The following is a 16,958-nucleotide window of genomic DNA, read 5'->3' as shown; positions in this document are numbered from 1 at the left end:
TGAACAATCAAATGACACCCTTTTGCTTTTCTTGTTTCTAATATGCTGTTTCTTGTCTTCTGTTTGCTATGAGCGGTTAGACGTTTCCGTTATCACTGACTGTTCGTAGCTGAGTAAGATATTTGATCCACCCTTTAGCCTCAGGAGACGGTTCAATGTTGTTCGCGCGCTTAGCTTGAGCGAGAGCATTATCTAAGTTCTTCAACTTATACCATGAACGTACTTTCGCTAATGCAACGTCAGCTTGCTTGTTCTTGTCTTTCACTTTGTCTAAAACAACCAGAGCTCGCTTGTAGTAACCTTGCTGAACCAATAATTGAGCAACATTCCAATGGTATCGAGTGTTCATATTCGACGCTAACGTCCACACTTCAATAGCATTGTCCCACTCTTTCGCTAGCTGCCAGTAGGTTGCTTGCTCAGCCAGAAGTTGAACATCGCTGTTTGCGTCATCTAACTTGCTAATTTCTTGCGCAGCGCGCTCAGGGATGCCTCGTTTCGCGTACAGTTGAGCAAGTAGCCTACGGTCTGAATTATTCAGTTCAACACCTTGTAGCTCAGCAAGCGCTAAGGTATTCAACGCATCTCGGCTACGCTCTAGCCTTAACTGAATCCCGACCAGTTGACGCCACCAGTTGTCTTTTTCGGGTTGAAGTTCAACTAAACTTTCTAACGTAGGAATTGATTGCTTCCATTGTTTTAACTGTAGTTGAGCACCCAGCTTTAACGAGAGAGGCGACAACTGTGGTTTTGAATTGAACTTGTCGCGATTACCAATGGCCACCAGTACTTTCGTCCAGTTTTCAATTTGGTATTCAGCTTGAGCAATTCGCATCCATAGCGTGTCTTTCTTTTCAGTTTCCGGTGCTGTTTTAACGAGCTCATAATAGTGTGGTAATGCCGCTTTAAAATCCTGCTCGCTAAGCAGTAAATCAGCTAACATACGTTTCGTTACCCAAGCTTGTTCATCGACCAATAAGCCACTATCCACTGCATAAGTAAGCTGCTTGATTGCCGTCTCTGTTTTACCATCTTGCCAGTAAAACACACCAAGCATGCGAGCGACATAGGCTTTGTCATAGCCTTTAGATAACTCCAAACTAGCCAAAACCTCAATCGCCTGTTTAACCTGCTCCTCTTGAGCAAGTTTATTCGCCTTTTGAACACGAATAACGGTGTATTGGGTAAGCTCTTTTGCCTGTACTGTAAGGGGCATTATCAACAAGCCCACTAATATCCATATCTGTTTCATCATTTTGCCAACTTAAACTCTAGTTTCACGGTTTGACCAACCTGCGCTACCGCTTTTCCATCGACGACTTTTGGTTGATACTTCCATTTTTTAAGTGCTCTTATCGCTTCACGTTCAAACATACGACGTGGATTTGCATCCGTAACTTGAATATCAACAGAACGTCCTGTTTCATCGATTGTAAAAGACAAAATGACATACCCTTCTGCGCCACGCTTTAGCGCTTTTGCTGGATATCGAGGTTCAACTCGATAAAGCGGCATTACCTGTTGATTTGACCCAAAATCAGAAAATGTTGGAGCGTTAATCGCTAGGCCTTCAATTGAAGTATTCAAATCCAGTGAAGACAGTGAAGACATTGAATTCAGAGGCGTTACTTCAGCTTGCGACTGAGACGTTTGCGCTTGCGGTGGCGGCTCTGGCATTTCGGGTTGTTCCGGGACTGCACGTTGTCTTCTCTGTACTTCTTGTTCTTGTTCAACCATCACCATGTTGAAACTTAACGTCTCACTGTTGTCTGGCGAACGTTGGTGTCCATTATCGACCATCCAAGCCATGAAAGAAAATAGTGCTAAACCCAACGCTCCCGCTAAAGGTAATGCAAGAAATAGGCGAATCATTGATTAAGATCCTCCAAGATCATCGCTTTTCAGCTGCAAGCGCAATATTTTTAACACCCGCACCTTTGGCAGCGTCCATCACTTTAACAACCGTACCGTTATAAGCATGCTCGTCCGCCTGAATAACCAAAGAAGCATCAGGTTGTTCTAGCAACAAGTGTTCTAACGTCGCTTGAACACGTTCAACATCCACAACACGTTTATCTATGAAAATGTCATTCGCAGAAGTAATCGCGACAAAGATACCTGCATCTTTTTGGCTCACTACATTTGAAGCTTGCGGGCGATTGACTTCAACACCAGATTCACGAACAAATGAACTCGTCACAATGAAGAAAATAAGCATGATGAATACGATATCAAGCATCGAAGTAAGGTCTATTTGAGCCTCTTCGTTTTTAGAATGACGTCGACCGAGTCTCATCGTTGACTCCTTAAAGATTTTTCTAATTTCAATTCTAAGCGGTTACAGACTTTCGCTAAACGAGCATGAACAAACATGCCCGCTAATGCAGCAACCATACCCGCCATCGTTGGTAAAGTTGCCAACGAGATACCTGAGGCCATCAATTTAGGATCACTGCTTCCTTGAGTCGCCATGACATCAAAAACGGGGATCATACCGGTTACGGTACCGAGCAAACCCAACATCGGACAAATAGCAACTAACAGCTTAATAAAGTTCAAGTTTTGGTTAAGCAAGATACTCGCTTGCCCCAACCAACCTTCACGAATGGCTTTAGCATGCCAAGAAGAGTGATCTTCTCTTTCATGCCACTTTGTAATCCAAGCTTGGCGTTGCTTTGGAAAATAGAACGCGAGATAAAGCACACGTTCTACCACAAGTACCCAAAAAACGAGGACGACAGCCGCTAGCCACCACAGGACGAAACCGCCCTGATCCATAAAGTTTGATAAAGACAGCAGCCAGTTACTCGTTAACCAACTCGCTGGTAATAGAGAACCCGACAAAATATCCATTACGCGGCAGTCCCAACTTGTGAAACAACAGCGCTTGGTTCAATAGACTTCTCTGCCTGCTCAGCAACAAGGCCAATGCCCTGTTTCTCCAAAATATTACGAATGTTCTCTGACTGAGTACTCAGAATGTTGTGTGCCAATAGCAGTGGCATTGCAGCAACAAGGCCAAGTACCGTTGTAACAAGTGCCATCGAAATGCCGCCCGCCATTACTTTAGGGTCACCATTACCAAACTGTGTGATCACTTGGAATGTTTCTATCATGCCGGTTACGGTACCTAGCAAGCCAAGCATTGGTGCTAGAGCAGCTAGAAGCTTCAGCATTGATAAACCTTTCTCTAGGTGAGTTTGTTCATCCACTACCGCTTCTAAAAGTCGCAGTTCTAATGCTTCTACTGTTTGATTTTTCTCTTTGCTGTAAACCGCAAGAACACGACCCAGAGGGTTGTCTCCCGCTTGTTCAGGTTTTTTAAGTTGAGCGCGAATCTTCTGACGAGCGATAGCCAAAGAAATACCACGAACCAATGCGATGATTAAGCCAATTGCCAACAAGCCAAGAATAACTTTACCTACTAGGCCACCGGCTTGCAGACGATCAGCTAGGCTTGGTTCCAAAGCTAATTGTTCTAGCATGAATCCACGAGAAGGATCGACGACCACGTTAGACACTTCGCCATTAGCTAAAGTAGAAAGCGACGCCAGTGTTGGACCTTGTGAAGGCTGCTTCAAGTAAACTATTGCATCTTGATGTCTAGCATCCCACCATACGTAACCTGACTCAGCAACTAAGCCAATAGAACCCAGTCGATAAGCTTCTGCCTTTTCAGTGACCCCTTCACTATTAACTAGTGAAACTGTCGACTTGCTTATCTCTGAACTTGCTTGAATTTGCTCCATCATGCTCAACCAAAGACCTGTTAACTGGGGCATTGACGGTAATGATTTTGCGTCCACGATTTGATAAACAGTTTCTGTATACGCTGCGCGATCTACGTTAGTTACTGTATCCGTAAGCTCATGTTCAAGGTCTTTTGCATTTTGTCTTACAACGCCAAACAACTCACCTAAGCTACCTGTTTCTAAACGCAGTTTCTCTTCTAAACGAGCAAGCTTGTTTTCGTTATCACTGAATGTCTGAGTCAGAACATCGGTCGCACCTTGAATAGAGCTACGTTTAGCTTCAAGCTGTGCTTTGATCGCTTTGAGTTGTTGTTCTGTCTTTTTAAAGTCAGCTTCACGAATTACGTTATGAGACGCTTGCGTGCGACTCTCTGATTTTGCTTTGTTAACAAGCTGAGCTGTCGTGTCTGATGCAGAGAAAGCAGAAAATGAAATTGACGTAATGCAAAGCAATGCTGCTAATGGCTTTAAGTTCATTACTTAACCTCCGCAACAGTTAAAGAAACAGGTAAAGTAATTAAGCTTGGAGACGCTTGCTTATTAGCAATATCGTACGCTTTGTCCAACTCAGATTTCATCGAAGAATCCAACTCTTGCCATTGATCGCTATTTTGGTCCCAAGACCAATATTGGGTACCATTTAAGTTACGAGCGACCAGTGAAATGCGGCCAAGATGCAAAATATCAACTTCAAGCACTTTATCTTGACTTAACTCGACACGGCTTGAATAAGAACTTAGCTTAATACCGTAATCCACTTCAATTTGGTACGCCTCTAAAATACGGCGATATTTTTCAGCATCACTGACATCAGCACGAGTCATCATCGCTTTCAGCTTTTCAACGCGACGCAGACGGCTATTTGTCTTGAAAGGTAGATCGCTTTCAATAACTTCCCGGAGACCATCGATCATCTTGTACATTAAAGGCACAACACCTTGACGTGTTAGTTTGATTTCGTCGATCTGCCCTTCAATACTCTGCGCTTCTTGATCTTGGCTCTTAACCAATGCGGCAAGATGATCGTGATAGATTTCTAAATTTTTCACTTCTTCTTGCAGACGCTCAACCTCAGCTTGCAACAATAATGTTGCTTGTGAGCTTTTATCAATAACCTTTTGGCTCGAAGCCGACGCGTTATTGGTCTTGTTTTGAATTGATTGAGCTTGATCCAAGCTGTTTGCCATCGATGACGTTGCAACCAAACTGATGGCAAGTGCTAGGCTAGTTTTTAAAAGATTCATAATTGTAGTCATTTACTTTAGAAGAAGAACAAATGAGTTTTATTGATAAGCAGTCTCATTATCATTAAAAACCACTCGCATTGCTAGGGGTATTTTTACTAAATAGCAGAATCAAGAAAGGGGAAAGTCGAAACCTTCCCCTTAATATTTAAGCTGCCAATAGTACCCTACTAACAAATTAGTATTTTACCTGTAACGTAGCCATGTAGTTACGACCTTCGCCAACAACAACGCCGCGAGTGCTGCCACCTTCTAGGTAATCTGTATCGAATAAGTTCTCTACATTAAAGCGTGCAACAAAGTCTAAGTTTTCATCGTACTTAATCGTATGTGCAACACCAGCATCTACACGAGTGTAAGCGTCTTTCTTAAACGTGTTAGCACTTTCAGTGTAACGCTCACCTACGTGATACACACCTAGGTTTACATCAGTACCGTTGTTGAATGCGTAAGTAGACCAGATGCTTGCAGTAAATTCAGGAACGTCTGCTGGTGTTTTACCATTAAGAGCAGGGTCATTCTTATATTCAGCATCTAAGAACATTGTTGATGCACTTACAGAGAACGCATCCGTCACGTAGCCCGTCGCAGCTAGCTCCACACCAGTGTGAACTTGCTCACCCACCTGTGTAGTACGAGTATCTTTTGCATGAGATGCAGGAAGGTCTTCTGTAACTTGCATGTTCGTTTGTGTGATCTGGAATACTGCTCCTGATACGAATAAACGCTCATCAAACAGTTCCCACTTTGAGCCTAGCTCATAAAGTGTACCTTTCTTCGCATCTTGAGACTGGCCGAAGTTCACATCATCTTTATCAGAAATCTCACTTACAGGTTCAAAACTTTCAGAGTAAACCGCGTAAATAGAACCGTTTGGCGCCGGAGAGTAAATCGCACCGAACTTAGGTAGGATGTTATTGTAGCTCTCTTCTTTACCAGAACTGCTCGTTGTATCATCGTAAGCGAAACGAACACCAGCAAGTGCTTGCCACTGTTCATTGAACGTCACTAAATCTTGAAGATATAGACCGTAGTGTTGGCTCTTCGAGTGTGATACTGAATCATCGTTGTTATAGTGAATGTCTGCAGGCATATCAAAGCCTTTGCCACACTCTTTCATTGTGTCTGCTTCAGAAGCGTTAAAACAAGCATAGTCTGATACGTACAGGCGCTTGTAATCGTAGTGCAACCCATTTGCACCCACCAACAGACGGTGATTCACACCAAATGCATCAACATCACCAGTAAAATCCACGTAAGCCGTATCAAACGTCCACTCATCATGACGGTCTGACACTTTGTAACCATAACCTAGTGTTTTCTTGGTTTTTCTGTCTTTCTTTGAATCAATAACGTTATCTGATTCAGTACGGCGACGTTCGTAAAACTGACGACTGATACCCGATTTAACTGCCCATGTATCGCTCAAGTTTGCTGTAACAGCCACACCGTAGTTTGCTACGTCGTTGTCTGTTTGTGCGAAGCGTTGGTCATTAACCGTATTTGGGGTAATCGCTTTACCTGTTTTCGTATCAATCTTTGAGCCGTTATCTAGATCACCCAACTCTTGAGTACGGTCGTAATGCGCAGATAGCATCACATCTTCGTTGATATCGTAATCAACAAATAGGCCACCAACAAAGCGGTCAGTCTCTACATCTGTGCCGTCAAAACGTGTGCGGTAAGAGTCTTGGTTTTCTTGTGAAACAATAAGACGAGCACGTAGAGTTTGATCATCGTTCAATGAACCGCTTACATCAGCGGTAGTACGTGTGTAGCTGTCAGAACCAATGTCTTGGCTTACGCTAACTTGAGTTTCATACGTAGGCTTCTTAGCAACCATGTTAACAAGGCCACCAGGTGCTGATTTACCGTAGAGCAAACCTGCAGGACCTTTTAGTACTTCAACACGTTCTAGTAGTTCTACCGGTTGACGGTAATGAGACCAGTGTTGAACGCCATCGCGCAAGTAACCAGAACTGCTTCCTAGAGAGAAACCACGTAGGTTGAAGCGCTCACGGTTTGTTGATTTAGAACCCGCTGAAATTGACGCATCATTTTTTAATACTTCGCCAAGCGTGCTTGCGCGTTGCTCATCAATGATTTGTTCACTGATAATCGTAACTTGTCCTGGAGTCTCTAATTGAGTCGCCTCCATGCGCATTGCTGTTGTATTCGTGTCGGCTTTATAACCGTAATCACGACCTTCAACAACCATATGCTCGTCAGTTTTTACTGCTTCTGCCAATACTGCTGGTGAAGCTAATACTGCGCCGATCACTAAAGCCAATGGCTTTTTTGAAAACATGTCCTTTTCTCCACTTTTATTCTTTTAGACGAACACTTTGTTATTTATTCGATGTGTCCGTTAGACCGTTTCCGGTACCACTGAATTATTTCGAGGGGGAATATAAGTGATAACTATTACTATTTGCATTAAATTTACATTCTTTGCATTCGTAAAGTTTTGTAAAGACGAGCTGACGAGTCGTTAACCTGCAGTTAAAAGAAACCAATTCAATACAGTCATTTAACGAGCACTTGAATTAAAAATCGGTTCTATGCGCCAAACTTTTTGAAACACCGCCATTTGCGCAGTCAATGTAATAAGCAAACATCTATAACAAAATCCTCTTATCTTATTTATTACCTTCAGAACGACGATTTTTTGTATAAAACACTCGATAAATGTAAATGACTGGTGAATTATTTTGTTTTAATTTGTTTTATTTGAACGATTATCAGTGATTATGATCACATCTGTAATTCCAAACTCATTTTTTGTTTTTCGATTTAAACAACCGACTGCTAATCTCCTGCTCACTTTGGAAAGGTATCAAAGTTATAAATAATAAGGAGTGTTCTAAATGAATACCAAGAAACCTATGTCTCTAACTGGTCGAGTTATCCTCGGCATGGTCGTGGGCATATTAACGGGATTTGCCATTCAATCCCTTTTTGCAGACAGCGGATTTGTTAACAACTACATCGTTAACGGACTCTTTGAAGTAGGCGGACAGATCTTTGTCGCCAGTTTAAAAATGCTTGTTGTACCACTCGTCTTCGTTTCACTCGTGTGCGGTACAAGCTCTCTTAAAGATTTATCAACTCTTGGCCGTATGGGTGGCAAAACACTTGCTCTTTATATCGGTACTACTGCTGTTGCTATCACTCTAGCACTGACTATCGGTAATTTGTTCCAACCTGGAGCGGGTGCGGATCTTACTGCTGCGAGCTCTTTCAAATCAGCTGATGCTCCTTCTTTGGGCCAAGTCATCATCGACATGTTCCCGACCAACCCTATTCAGGCGATGGCTGAGGGCAAAACGCTACAAGTTATCGTATTTGCTGTATTGTTTGGTATTGCAATCAGTGCAGCGGGTAAACCTGGCGAGCGTATCGCCGCGGTTTTCTCCGACTTGAACGAAGTGATCATGAAGCTTGTCGCTCTTCTGATGAACCTTGCGCCTTACGGTGTGTTCTTCTTGATGGCTAAACTGTTCTCAGGCCTTGGCTTGGGCGCGATTTGGAACCTAGCGGAATACTTCTTAGTGTTAGCTGGTACTCTACTGTTACACGGTTTAGTAACTTACAGTGCGATGCTTAAAGGGTTTACAGGCCTTAGCCCAATTACGTTCCTACGTAAGATGGAAGATGCAATCATGTTTGCATTCTCAACAGCATCTTCAAACGCAACGATTCCAGTGACAATGGAAACGGCTAAAAACCGCATGGGCGTAGACAACAAAGTCGCTTCGTTCACAGTTCCACTAGGCGCAACTGTCAACATGGACGGTACTGCTATCATGCAGGGTGTTGCAACGGCGTTTATCGCACAAGCGTACAACATCGACCTGACTATGGGTGATTACCTAATGGTGATCCTAACAGCGACACTGGCTTCTGTTGGTACTGCAGGTGTTCCTGGTGTTGGTCTTGTTATGTTGGCGATGGTATTGAACCAAGTTGGACTGCCGCTCGAAGGTATCGCATTAATCATGGGTGTTGACCGTCTTCTTGACATGATCCGTACTGCCGTAAACATCACTGGTGATAGTGCCGTAACTATCATTGTGGCTAAATCTGAAGGATCTTTTGACGAAGCTCGCTTCAATGACCCAGCAGCCGGTGAGAAAGAAGAAGAAGTAAAGCTAGCACGCCAACAGGCATAATCTAGCTTCTCTGGTGCTCTTACTTTCAAGCCAAGGCGCAATTAATGGCTGTGCCTTAGCCTGATAATGAAAAGCGTGTATACAAAAACGCCACTGCTGATACAGTGGCGTTTTTTATTGGGTTCACTTTGAGCCGAAACGATTCAACTCTCATCTATTTTCTCATTACAGGGGCTGAGCGTGAATGCTGAGCCTAAAGCTTAATCTACGATAGGAAACATAAGGTTCACTCTAAGTCCCCCACCTTCTCTGTTCTCAGCGGTAACATGCCCATTCATCACTCCCATAGCTTCCTTAACGATCGCGAGTCCAAGACCGTAACCACCAGACTGTTTATCTCTGGCTGACTCGATGCGGGTAAACGGGTCAAAGATATCTGCAATCTTGTTATCTGGAATACCTTCACCATCATCCTCCACAGAAATGACACTGTAACGCTTATCATTAACCTGCCCGTAGGTCTTAACGACAATATCCGCATTGCCCCCTGCGTATTTGATCGCATTTCCTACAAGGTTACTGATCACCCTCAAAAGTAGCCTCTCATCAACATTAACCATTGATGTTGCTGTTTCCAAATCACCAGTCAAAGTTTGATTAGGTTTCAAGTCATTTTGCATCTGTACAATGAGCATTGAGCAATACTGCTCAAGATGCATTGGAGTTAACTTAGAATCATAACGAGAGGTTTCTAGGCGGCTGAACTCAAGAATTTCACCCACCAGCTTATTCATCTCTTCCGTTTCGCTTTCCATCCGTTCGAGTAAACCCATACTTTTTTCATCGACCTTACTACGTAGTAAATGTAATGCGAGATTCTGCCTTGCTAACGGTGTCCTCAACTCATGTGATACATCACGAATCAAACGACGCTGCTTTTCAGCCAGAGACTTAATCTCAAAGGTCATATGGTCAAAATCATTGGCAAGCTCATTGAATTCACGTGTAGTTGAATCCAACTCAGACACGACACTCACTGAAAAGTCTCCTTGTGCGAGCCTTCGACTGGCCTCCCTTAAACGATCGAGTGGCTGCTGCAGACTTTTCGCCATAATAATGGAAAAGAGCGATAACACGATCAAAGCAATCACAGCTTTCAGCGCATAGGAATACGGAGCAAAGGATTTTGCTGGATGAAACTGCCCTGGCAGTTGGATCACGAGTGTATTGCCGTTATCAAGTGGCAAGCCGAAGATAGGCTTACTCACACGATCACTGAGTTGATGGTCTAATGTACGCAGGTACTTCAACTTAAATTCAAAATGCGGATGCATGTGTCGGTGGGTAATAGGTCGGTTGTTTTCATCGATAATGAATAAATAATAACGTTGGGCATTGCCCCAGTCGGCAAGCTCATCCATGTCCCCTTCTTCGATCAGTACATTAGCTTGATAAGCCAAATCCAACATTTCAGCTTTGACAGGTTCAGGTACCTTCAACAAGGCTTTCATCAGCGCTCGTTCTGCGACACCTTGAAGGATGAGGATACTGACTAAAATCACGGTCAGGCAACTGAACAGCTGAAACGTTAAGCCATCCTTACGCTTGATAACGAAATCAGGGCACCGTAGAAACCAGTTACTCATGCTCCTACCGACTCTAGGTAGCTGTAGCCTTGACCGCGCACAGTTTTAATATGTTGCTTTGATAAGCCAGCCTGCACCAATTTTCGACGTATGTTGCTGATATGCATATCTAAGTTACGGTCGAATGGACACAGTTCTTTCTTCAATACATGTACTTGCAAGTCAGATTTTGATACAACGATTCCATTATTTTTGATCAGATAATCGAGCAACTCTTTTTCAGTGCCGGTTAAAGGTAAACGGGTAAGTTGCTCGCACAAACCTTGATTAGATGAAGCCATTGATTGTCTTTGTCGCTCAAACCCAACTCGGCGTAAGATCACCTTAATCCGGGTCAAAAGCTCAGGAACATTGAAAGGCTTAGCGATGTATTGATCTGCCCCGGCTTGATAGCCATCTAGCATGGAGGCATCATCATTAAGCGCAGTTAGCATAAGGATAGGAGTAGCAAAACGCTGACAAATACGTCTTGCGACTTGAATACCACTTAAATTAGGGAGCATCACATCGAGTAAGACTAAATCAACAGGATTTGATTGAATAAACTCTAGAGCTGATTCACCGCAATGAACGGTATCAACGTGATACCCTTCATTTTCCAACACTTCACCCAGTAACTCACACAACTGAATATCATCATCAACAACTAAAACACGAGACATTTCACACACCGATAAATAAGAACTGTTTGCATTCTAATTATCGTTATTATTGATTTCAATTATAAAGTGCGTGATTTCCTCTATAGAAGAAAATCTTTTTCAATCGGTACAAATTTTGAGGCAGAATCGATAAGATTTTGAGCTGTTAACCCAGGAACGCCATACACTTCAACAGGCTTTCCAAAACGCTCTTTGATTCGCTCTACCAAGATTTCAAAATCACCGTCTCCTGATACCAAAACAATCGTATCAACCGTCTCCGCAAGCTCTATCGCGTCTAACGCGATACCGACATCCCAATCCCCTTTGGCGCTACCATCACGACGCTGAATAAACGGTTTTAGCTTCACATTAAAACCAACACCACGAAGGATATGGTGGAATTGGCGCTGTTTAGGATCTTGGCTTGAGATTGCGTAAGCATTGGCTTCGACAACGTTACGTCCTTCCGTGGCAACATACCAAAACTGGTTATAGTCGAAGTTAGAACGGTATTTATCGCGTGTTGTATAGTAAACGTTCTGAACGTCGACCAAAATTGCTATGTTTTCCATAAATTCATACCTTTAGATTTTCCGTATACCCTATTCTATTCACTTCTAAAATGCGAGTCGCTTTATTTAATAAAAATGAACTCATTGGCTATGCTTAACGTACTTATTATTGGCTTAGCGTAGCTATTGCTAGCTTAACGTAGTTGCCATTAACTTAGAGCTTGTTTGAGTTTACCGAGGAAGGTGGAACATGCAGTACCGACAAATAATCAGATCATGCCTTGGCAGCGACACCTTTGACTCAGTATTGACACGTTGCTGCGCGGCAATAACTAACGCTGCCATAACTAAGGCAGCGATAACTAAGGCATCGGGAACAAACGTAATTTCCAAACCACTGAACGCTCTAATAACAAGCACGGTTATGTTTATGATTCTGTCGGTCAACTCGTTACACGCCTACCCAGCCTACTCTCATTCCAAGGCTCTGCCACACCGCAGTGTTATTTATTTCGCTCCAACAGAAGATTCGATCGTAAAAGAGTTTCTCAATGAAGTCTTGATTAACAATTGTCAATTGGACGAGCGAGATGTAGTTATCATGGTCATCGCCGAAAGCGGCTACACCGTTCCTGCATGGTTAGTTGAAGAGTTTAATTTGGATGCAGTGACTAACAGTTATGGAATACCCAAAGGTTCACACACTGCCGTGTTGATTGGCAAAGACGGGAAAGAGAAACACAGGTGGAGTGGTAAAACCGACTGGAGTTTAATCACCAATATTATTGACGAAATGCCCATGCGCCAACAAGAAATGCAGCGACAGAGTAGCCGCTGCAGTATTTGATTCTTAGTCAGCTAAGCTTGATCATCAATCACTTAAGCTGGCTTGTTAAACCAAGCCAGTTTTTCATGGAGCTGAGCAACACTTCCAACCACAATCAGTGCTGGGCTCTTTGCAACGCCAGCAAGATCAGCTAGGTCACGTAGCCCACCTCTAAACACTTTCTGTTCTTGGCGAGTGCCATTTTCGATAATCGCAACTGGCATGTCTTCTCGCATACCGTTATCGAGTAAATTCTTCTGAATATTCGGACTCTCTTTCAAGCCCATGTAAAACACGATCGTGTGATTGTGTTGAGCAAGAGAACGCCAGTCAATATCTTCGCCATCTTTCTTCAAATGACCCGTAATAAACTGTACGCTTTGCGCGTGGTCACGGTGAGTCAATGGAATTCCCGCATATGCGGTCGCTCCTGCGGCTGCAGTAATGCCAGGAATCACTTCAAATCTCACGTCATTCTCAGCTAACGTTTCGCACTCTTCGCCACCACGGCCAAAGATAAACGAATCACCACCTTTTAGACGCACAACGTGCTTGTTTTCTTGTGCTTTGGTCACCAATAGTTGGTTGATCTGATCTTGTGGTACGCAGTGGTGATCGAGCTTCTTACCCACATACAACATTTCAGCTTCTGGATTAGCCATCGCTAAGATATCTTTTGATACCAAGCGGTCATAAACCAAAACGTCTGCTTGTTGAATCACTCGTGCGGCTTTTAGTGTAAGTAGGTCTGGGTCGCCCGGACCTGCACCTACCAATGAAACAAATCCATTGCTTACTTCTTTAACATTCGATGACGATACTTCTGACATTCTGCGCTCCGAAGGTTTGCTTGTTTTATCTCAAGCTTCAATCTATGTGATAAGTCACTGTATTCATGATGACTTATCAAAATCCTTAACTCTTAGACTATCAGGTGTTGAAATAAATATTCAGTCTAAATACTAACGAAGATAGAAATAATTATAACAAAACAATCTATTGCGGATGTTTTGCTCAATAGCAAACAACGCATCTATGATAACTAAGGTGTTTTCTGCCCGAGAATACATTGACAGCTTTCAAACTAAAAAAGCCCCAAACACGTTGTTGGGGCTTTCAATCTCATACTAACTTACGTTTACCGTATTACTTCGCGCCTAGAGAAGGAGCTGTTTTAGCATGAGTCAGGTATAGAGGAACACACGTTAACAGTAGGCCACCAACGATGTTACCTAAGATTGTTGGGATAAGGTTGAAGTTCAACCATGTCGCGATACCGAAGTCAGCGCCAAGAATCATACCCAGTGGGAATAGGAACATGTTTACCACTGTGTGCTCAAATACTAGTGCGAAGAAGATGAAGATTGGGAACCACATCATTGCTACACGACCAGACACAGTACGTGCTGTCATGTTACCAATCACGCCTAGACATACCATTAGGTTACAGAAGATACCGCGTACGAAACACGTGATCCATCCGTCCATACCCATGTTTTCAAAACCTAAGCTACGAGCTGTAGAAACCGCAATGAACTTTTGTGCTACTGCGTTTGGATCTAAAGAGAAGTTACCTGTAAGTGAAATTGCCACTAACACTGCAACAATTAAAGAACCGATAAGGTTACCAAGACCAACAATACCCCAACAACGTAGAACACGGCCCCAAGTCACACCTGGGCGGTTATCGAATTTCGCTAAAGGAGCAAGGCCAAATACACCCGTTACTAGGTCGTAGCCCATAACACTTAGAATGACGAAGCCCACTGGGAATACTAGAGCGCCAACAATACCAATGCCTGTTTGCACGATAGTCGTAATTGCCACAACAACAGCAAGAGAAAGAATGATGCCTGCCATTGTGCTTCGAATAAGAAGATCGCGAGTACTTGTTTTCGTTTTCGCTTCACCCACATCGATCATCGTTTGAACGAATTCAGCTGGTTTAAAATCAGGAGACATAAGGTTGTCCTTAAAAAGTTAAAATTAAAAGTTAAAATTGGATGGGAAAAGGCTCTAGCTGCCGAACTAAGGCAATGTCGGGAACTAGAACCCTTGATCTATCAAATCTTGTTACGTATTCGATTATGCTGAGATTTCAACAGCACCTTTGGTAATACGAACTTTATACGCTTTCACGCTGAAGCTCTCGTCTTCCATGCACACACCTGTTGCTAGGTTAAAGCGTTGCTTCTTAAGTGGGCTTGCCACCCAAAGCTCACCTTTGTGCTCAACCGTTAAACCGCGAGATAAAACGTTTGATTGAAAAAACGGGTCAGTGTTACTAATAGCGAACACTTCTTCGGCTTTAGTTGGGCGGAAAATAGCAACTTGCTCACCACCAACCAACGCACAAACACCGGTACCTGGAATAATGTCTTCGATCTTACAAACTTTGGTAAATGCCATGATGTCGTCTCCCAATTAAACCAGTTCAACGTGAAGGATATCGCCCTTCGCTTCTGGGTGTTTTTCTGTGAATGTTGCTGGGCGGTGTTGTTCACGGCCATCGTCAACAAAAACAACGTTTTCATCACGGTCATCAGCATTGATGAAGTGTGAGAAGCGCTTAAGTTGAGCTTCGTCGTTGATAGTGTCAGTCCACTCACAAGCGAAGTTACCCACTAGGCCAGCCACGTCAGCTTCAAGCTGGTCGTTGATGCCAAGTTTGTTATCAACAATCACTTCACGTAGGTAGTCAACGCCACCTTCTAGGTTGTCCATCCATACCGAAGTACGTTGTAGTGGCGCAGCCGTGCGGATGTAGAACATCATGAAACGGTCGATGTATTTCAACAGTGTTTCTTGGTCTAGGTCGCTTGCCAGTAGGTCTGCGTGACGAGGCTTCATACCACCGTTACCACACACGTACATGTTCCAACCCGCGTCAGTCGAGATAATACCTAAATCTTTACCTTGAGCTTCAGCACACTCACGAGTACAGCCCGACACACCAAACTTCATCTTATGAGGAGTACGGATGCCTTTGTAACGGTTCTCGATCATCACGCCTAGGCCAACTGAATCTTGAACGCCGTAACGACACCAAGTTGAACCTACACATGTCTTAGCCATGCGAAGTGCTTTTGCGTAAGCTTGGCCCGTTTCGTAACCCGCAGCAATTAACTTCTTCCAGATTGCTGGTAAGTCATCTTTCTGAGCACCAAACAGACCGATACGTTGTGCACCCGTGATTTTGGTGTACAGGTTGTATTCAGCCGCCACATCCGCAAGAACACTAAGTGCTTGAGGTGTTACTTCACCACCAGCCATACGAGGGATAACCGAGTAAGTGCCGTCTTTTTGAATGTTACCTAGGAAGTTATCGTTGGTATCGTGCAGTTTCACTAGTTCAGGCTTAAGGATGTGTTCACCCCAGCAAGAAGCAAGAATAGAACCCGCTAGAGGTTTACATACTTCACAGCCGTAGCCTTTACCGTATTTCTCTAGTAGCTCATCGAATGTTTTGATTTCTTCGATGCGAATTAGGTGGAAAAGCTCTTGGCGAGAGTAAGCAAAGTGCTCACAAACGTCGTTCTTCACTTCCACACCGGCTTTAGCAAGTTCAGCGTTTAGCACTGAAGTCACAAGTGGAATACAACCACCACAACCAGTACCTGCGCCAGTGACTGCTTTGATATCACCAATGGTGTGGTGACCTTCAGCAACCGCTTGAGCGATCTTGCCTTTCGTTACATCGAAACAAGAACAGATAACGGCAGTTTCTGGTAAAGAATCCGCGCCAAGTGTTGGTTTTTCTGCACCCGCGTGAGCAGGCAGAATCAATGCATCTGGGTGTTCTGGTAGCTCGATTTCATTCAGCATTAGCTGTAGAAGATCGCCATAATCAGATGTGTCACCGACCATTACGGCACCAAGCAGTTTCTTGTTATCTTCAGAAACGATGATGCGTTTGTAAACTTCAGACTCTTCGTTTTGGTAAACGTAGCTCTTACAACCCGGTGTACGACCGTTTGCATCACCGATAGAACCTACTTTTACGCCAAGAAGCTTTAGCTTCGCTGACATGTCGGCACCTTCAAATGTGCTTTCGTTACCAACAACGTGGTCAACAGCAACGGTCGCCATTTTGTAACCAGGAGCAACAAGGCCGTAGAACGTTTGGTTCCAAGACGCACACTCACCGATTGCATAAACATCTTTGTCTGTCGTTTGACAGTGATCATTAATCTCGATGCCGCCACGAGGTGCAATACCTAGG

The 16,958-nt window shown here is 43.6% G+C and carries 16 protein-coding genes; 2 read left to right on the top strand and 14 right to left on the bottom strand.

Annotation, left to right across the window (positions count from 1 at the left end; genetic code table 11):
* Window positions 1–76: 76 nt before the first annotated feature.
* The 7 genes from AB4653_RS05930 to AB4653_RS05900 all read right to left on the bottom strand — a co-directional run bounded on the left by AB4653_RS05930 (window position 77) and on the right by AB4653_RS05900 (window position 7,304).
* On the bottom strand, window positions 77–1,255 hold the full coding sequence (locus AB4653_RS05930) for a hypothetical protein (RefSeq protein WP_102257989.1): 1,179 nt from the start codon (window positions 1,253–1,255) through the stop codon (window positions 77–79).
* Window positions 1,252–1,872, bottom strand: coding sequence for an energy transducer TonB (locus tag AB4653_RS05925; RefSeq protein ID WP_009845405.1), 621 nt, complete (start codon window positions 1,870–1,872; stop codon window positions 1,252–1,254). The genes AB4653_RS05930 and AB4653_RS05925 overlap by 4 nt, the downstream gene beginning before the upstream one ends.
* A gap of 19 nt (window positions 1,873–1,891) precedes the next feature.
* Window positions 1,892–2,296: a biopolymer transporter ExbD gene (locus AB4653_RS05920; protein WP_004731145.1), complete on the bottom strand. Its 405-nt coding sequence runs from the start codon at window positions 2,294–2,296 to the stop codon at window positions 1,892–1,894.
* On the bottom strand, window positions 2,293–2,853 hold the full coding sequence (locus tag AB4653_RS05915; RefSeq protein ID WP_372103555.1) for a MotA/TolQ/ExbB proton channel family protein: 561 nt from the start codon (window positions 2,851–2,853) through the stop codon (window positions 2,293–2,295). Before AB4653_RS05915 ends, AB4653_RS05920 begins: the two co-directional genes overlap by 4 nt.
* Window positions 2,853–4,229 carry a MotA/TolQ/ExbB proton channel family protein gene (locus AB4653_RS05910; protein WP_102257988.1) on the bottom strand — a complete coding sequence of 459 codons (1,377 nt, stop codon included), beginning with the start codon at window positions 4,227–4,229 and terminating at the stop codon, window positions 2,853–2,855. Before AB4653_RS05910 ends, AB4653_RS05915 begins: the two co-directional genes overlap by 1 nt.
* Complete coding sequence (locus AB4653_RS05905; RefSeq protein WP_102257987.1) at window positions 4,229–4,996, bottom strand: DUF3450 domain-containing protein; 768 nt, start codon at window positions 4,994–4,996, stop codon at window positions 4,229–4,231. The genes AB4653_RS05910 and AB4653_RS05905 overlap by 1 nt, the downstream gene beginning before the upstream one ends.
* Before the next feature lie 178 nt (window positions 4,997–5,174).
* On the bottom strand, window positions 5,175–7,304 hold the full coding sequence (locus AB4653_RS05900) for a TonB-dependent siderophore receptor (RefSeq protein WP_017102101.1): 2,130 nt from the start codon (window positions 7,302–7,304) through the stop codon (window positions 5,175–5,177).
* A 559-nt stretch (window positions 7,305–7,863) separates the two neighbouring features.
* Here AB4653_RS05900 and AB4653_RS05895 point away from each other — a divergent pair.
* Window positions 7,864–9,168, top strand: coding sequence for a dicarboxylate/amino acid:cation symporter (locus AB4653_RS05895; RefSeq protein ID WP_102249619.1), 1,305 nt, complete (start codon window positions 7,864–7,866; stop codon window positions 9,166–9,168).
* A 200-nt stretch (window positions 9,169–9,368) separates the two neighbouring features.
* Here the strand turns inward: AB4653_RS05895 and AB4653_RS05890 are convergent, their stop codons facing one another.
* From AB4653_RS05890 to AB4653_RS05880, 3 genes are all read right to left on the bottom strand, one after another.
* Window positions 9,369–10,754 carry a sensor histidine kinase gene (locus AB4653_RS05890; protein WP_009845412.1) on the bottom strand — a complete coding sequence of 462 codons (1,386 nt, stop codon included), beginning with the start codon at window positions 10,752–10,754 and terminating at the stop codon, window positions 9,369–9,371.
* On the bottom strand, window positions 10,751–11,416 hold the full coding sequence (locus AB4653_RS05885; protein WP_102257986.1) for a response regulator transcription factor: 666 nt from the start codon (window positions 11,414–11,416) through the stop codon (window positions 10,751–10,753). The genes AB4653_RS05890 and AB4653_RS05885 overlap by 4 nt, the downstream gene beginning before the upstream one ends.
* An 80-nt stretch (window positions 11,417–11,496) precedes the next feature.
* Window positions 11,497–11,970, bottom strand: a complete 474-nt coding sequence (locus AB4653_RS05880) for an NYN domain-containing protein (RefSeq protein WP_009845414.1) — start codon at window positions 11,968–11,970, stop codon at window positions 11,497–11,499.
* A 190-nt stretch (window positions 11,971–12,160) separates the two neighbouring features.
* Between AB4653_RS05880 and AB4653_RS05875 the strand changes: the two genes are divergently transcribed.
* Window positions 12,161–12,757: a DUF4174 domain-containing protein gene (locus AB4653_RS05875; RefSeq protein ID WP_102257985.1), complete on the top strand. Its 597-nt coding sequence runs from the start codon at window positions 12,161–12,163 to the stop codon at window positions 12,755–12,757.
* Window positions 12,758–12,789: 32 nt separating this feature from the next.
* On the opposite strand, the gene cobA is transcribed toward AB4653_RS05875, so the two are convergent.
* The 4 genes from cobA to nirB all read right to left on the bottom strand — a co-directional run.
* On the bottom strand, window positions 12,790–13,566 hold the full coding sequence (gene cobA / locus AB4653_RS05870) for a uroporphyrinogen-III C-methyltransferase (RefSeq protein ID WP_017102098.1): 777 nt from the start codon (window positions 13,564–13,566) through the stop codon (window positions 12,790–12,792).
* Window positions 13,567–13,882: 316 nt separating this feature from the next.
* Entirely contained in the window at window positions 13,883–14,698 is an 816-nt protein-coding gene (locus AB4653_RS05865; protein WP_102257984.1) for a formate/nitrite transporter family protein, read from the bottom strand.
* 123 nt (window positions 14,699–14,821) lie between these two features.
* The gene (nirD, locus tag AB4653_RS05860) at window positions 14,822–15,145 is read right to left on the bottom strand and encodes a nitrite reductase small subunit NirD (RefSeq protein WP_102257983.1); all 324 of its coding nucleotides are present in this window, start codon (window positions 15,143–15,145) and stop codon (window positions 14,822–14,824) included.
* A 15-nt stretch (window positions 15,146–15,160) separates the two neighbouring features.
* Window positions 15,161–16,958, bottom strand: a 1,798-nt coding sequence (gene nirB, locus AB4653_RS05855; protein WP_372103552.1) for a nitrite reductase large subunit NirB, incomplete at its 5' end; no start/stop codon positions are given.

The sequence above is a fragment of the Vibrio sp. 10N.222.48.A3 genome (assembly GCF_041475345.1).
GTDB classification, from domain to species: domain Bacteria; phylum Pseudomonadota; class Gammaproteobacteria; order Enterobacterales; family Vibrionaceae; genus Vibrio; species Vibrio tasmaniensis_A.
This window is presented reverse-complemented; position numbering and strand designations above follow the sequence as displayed.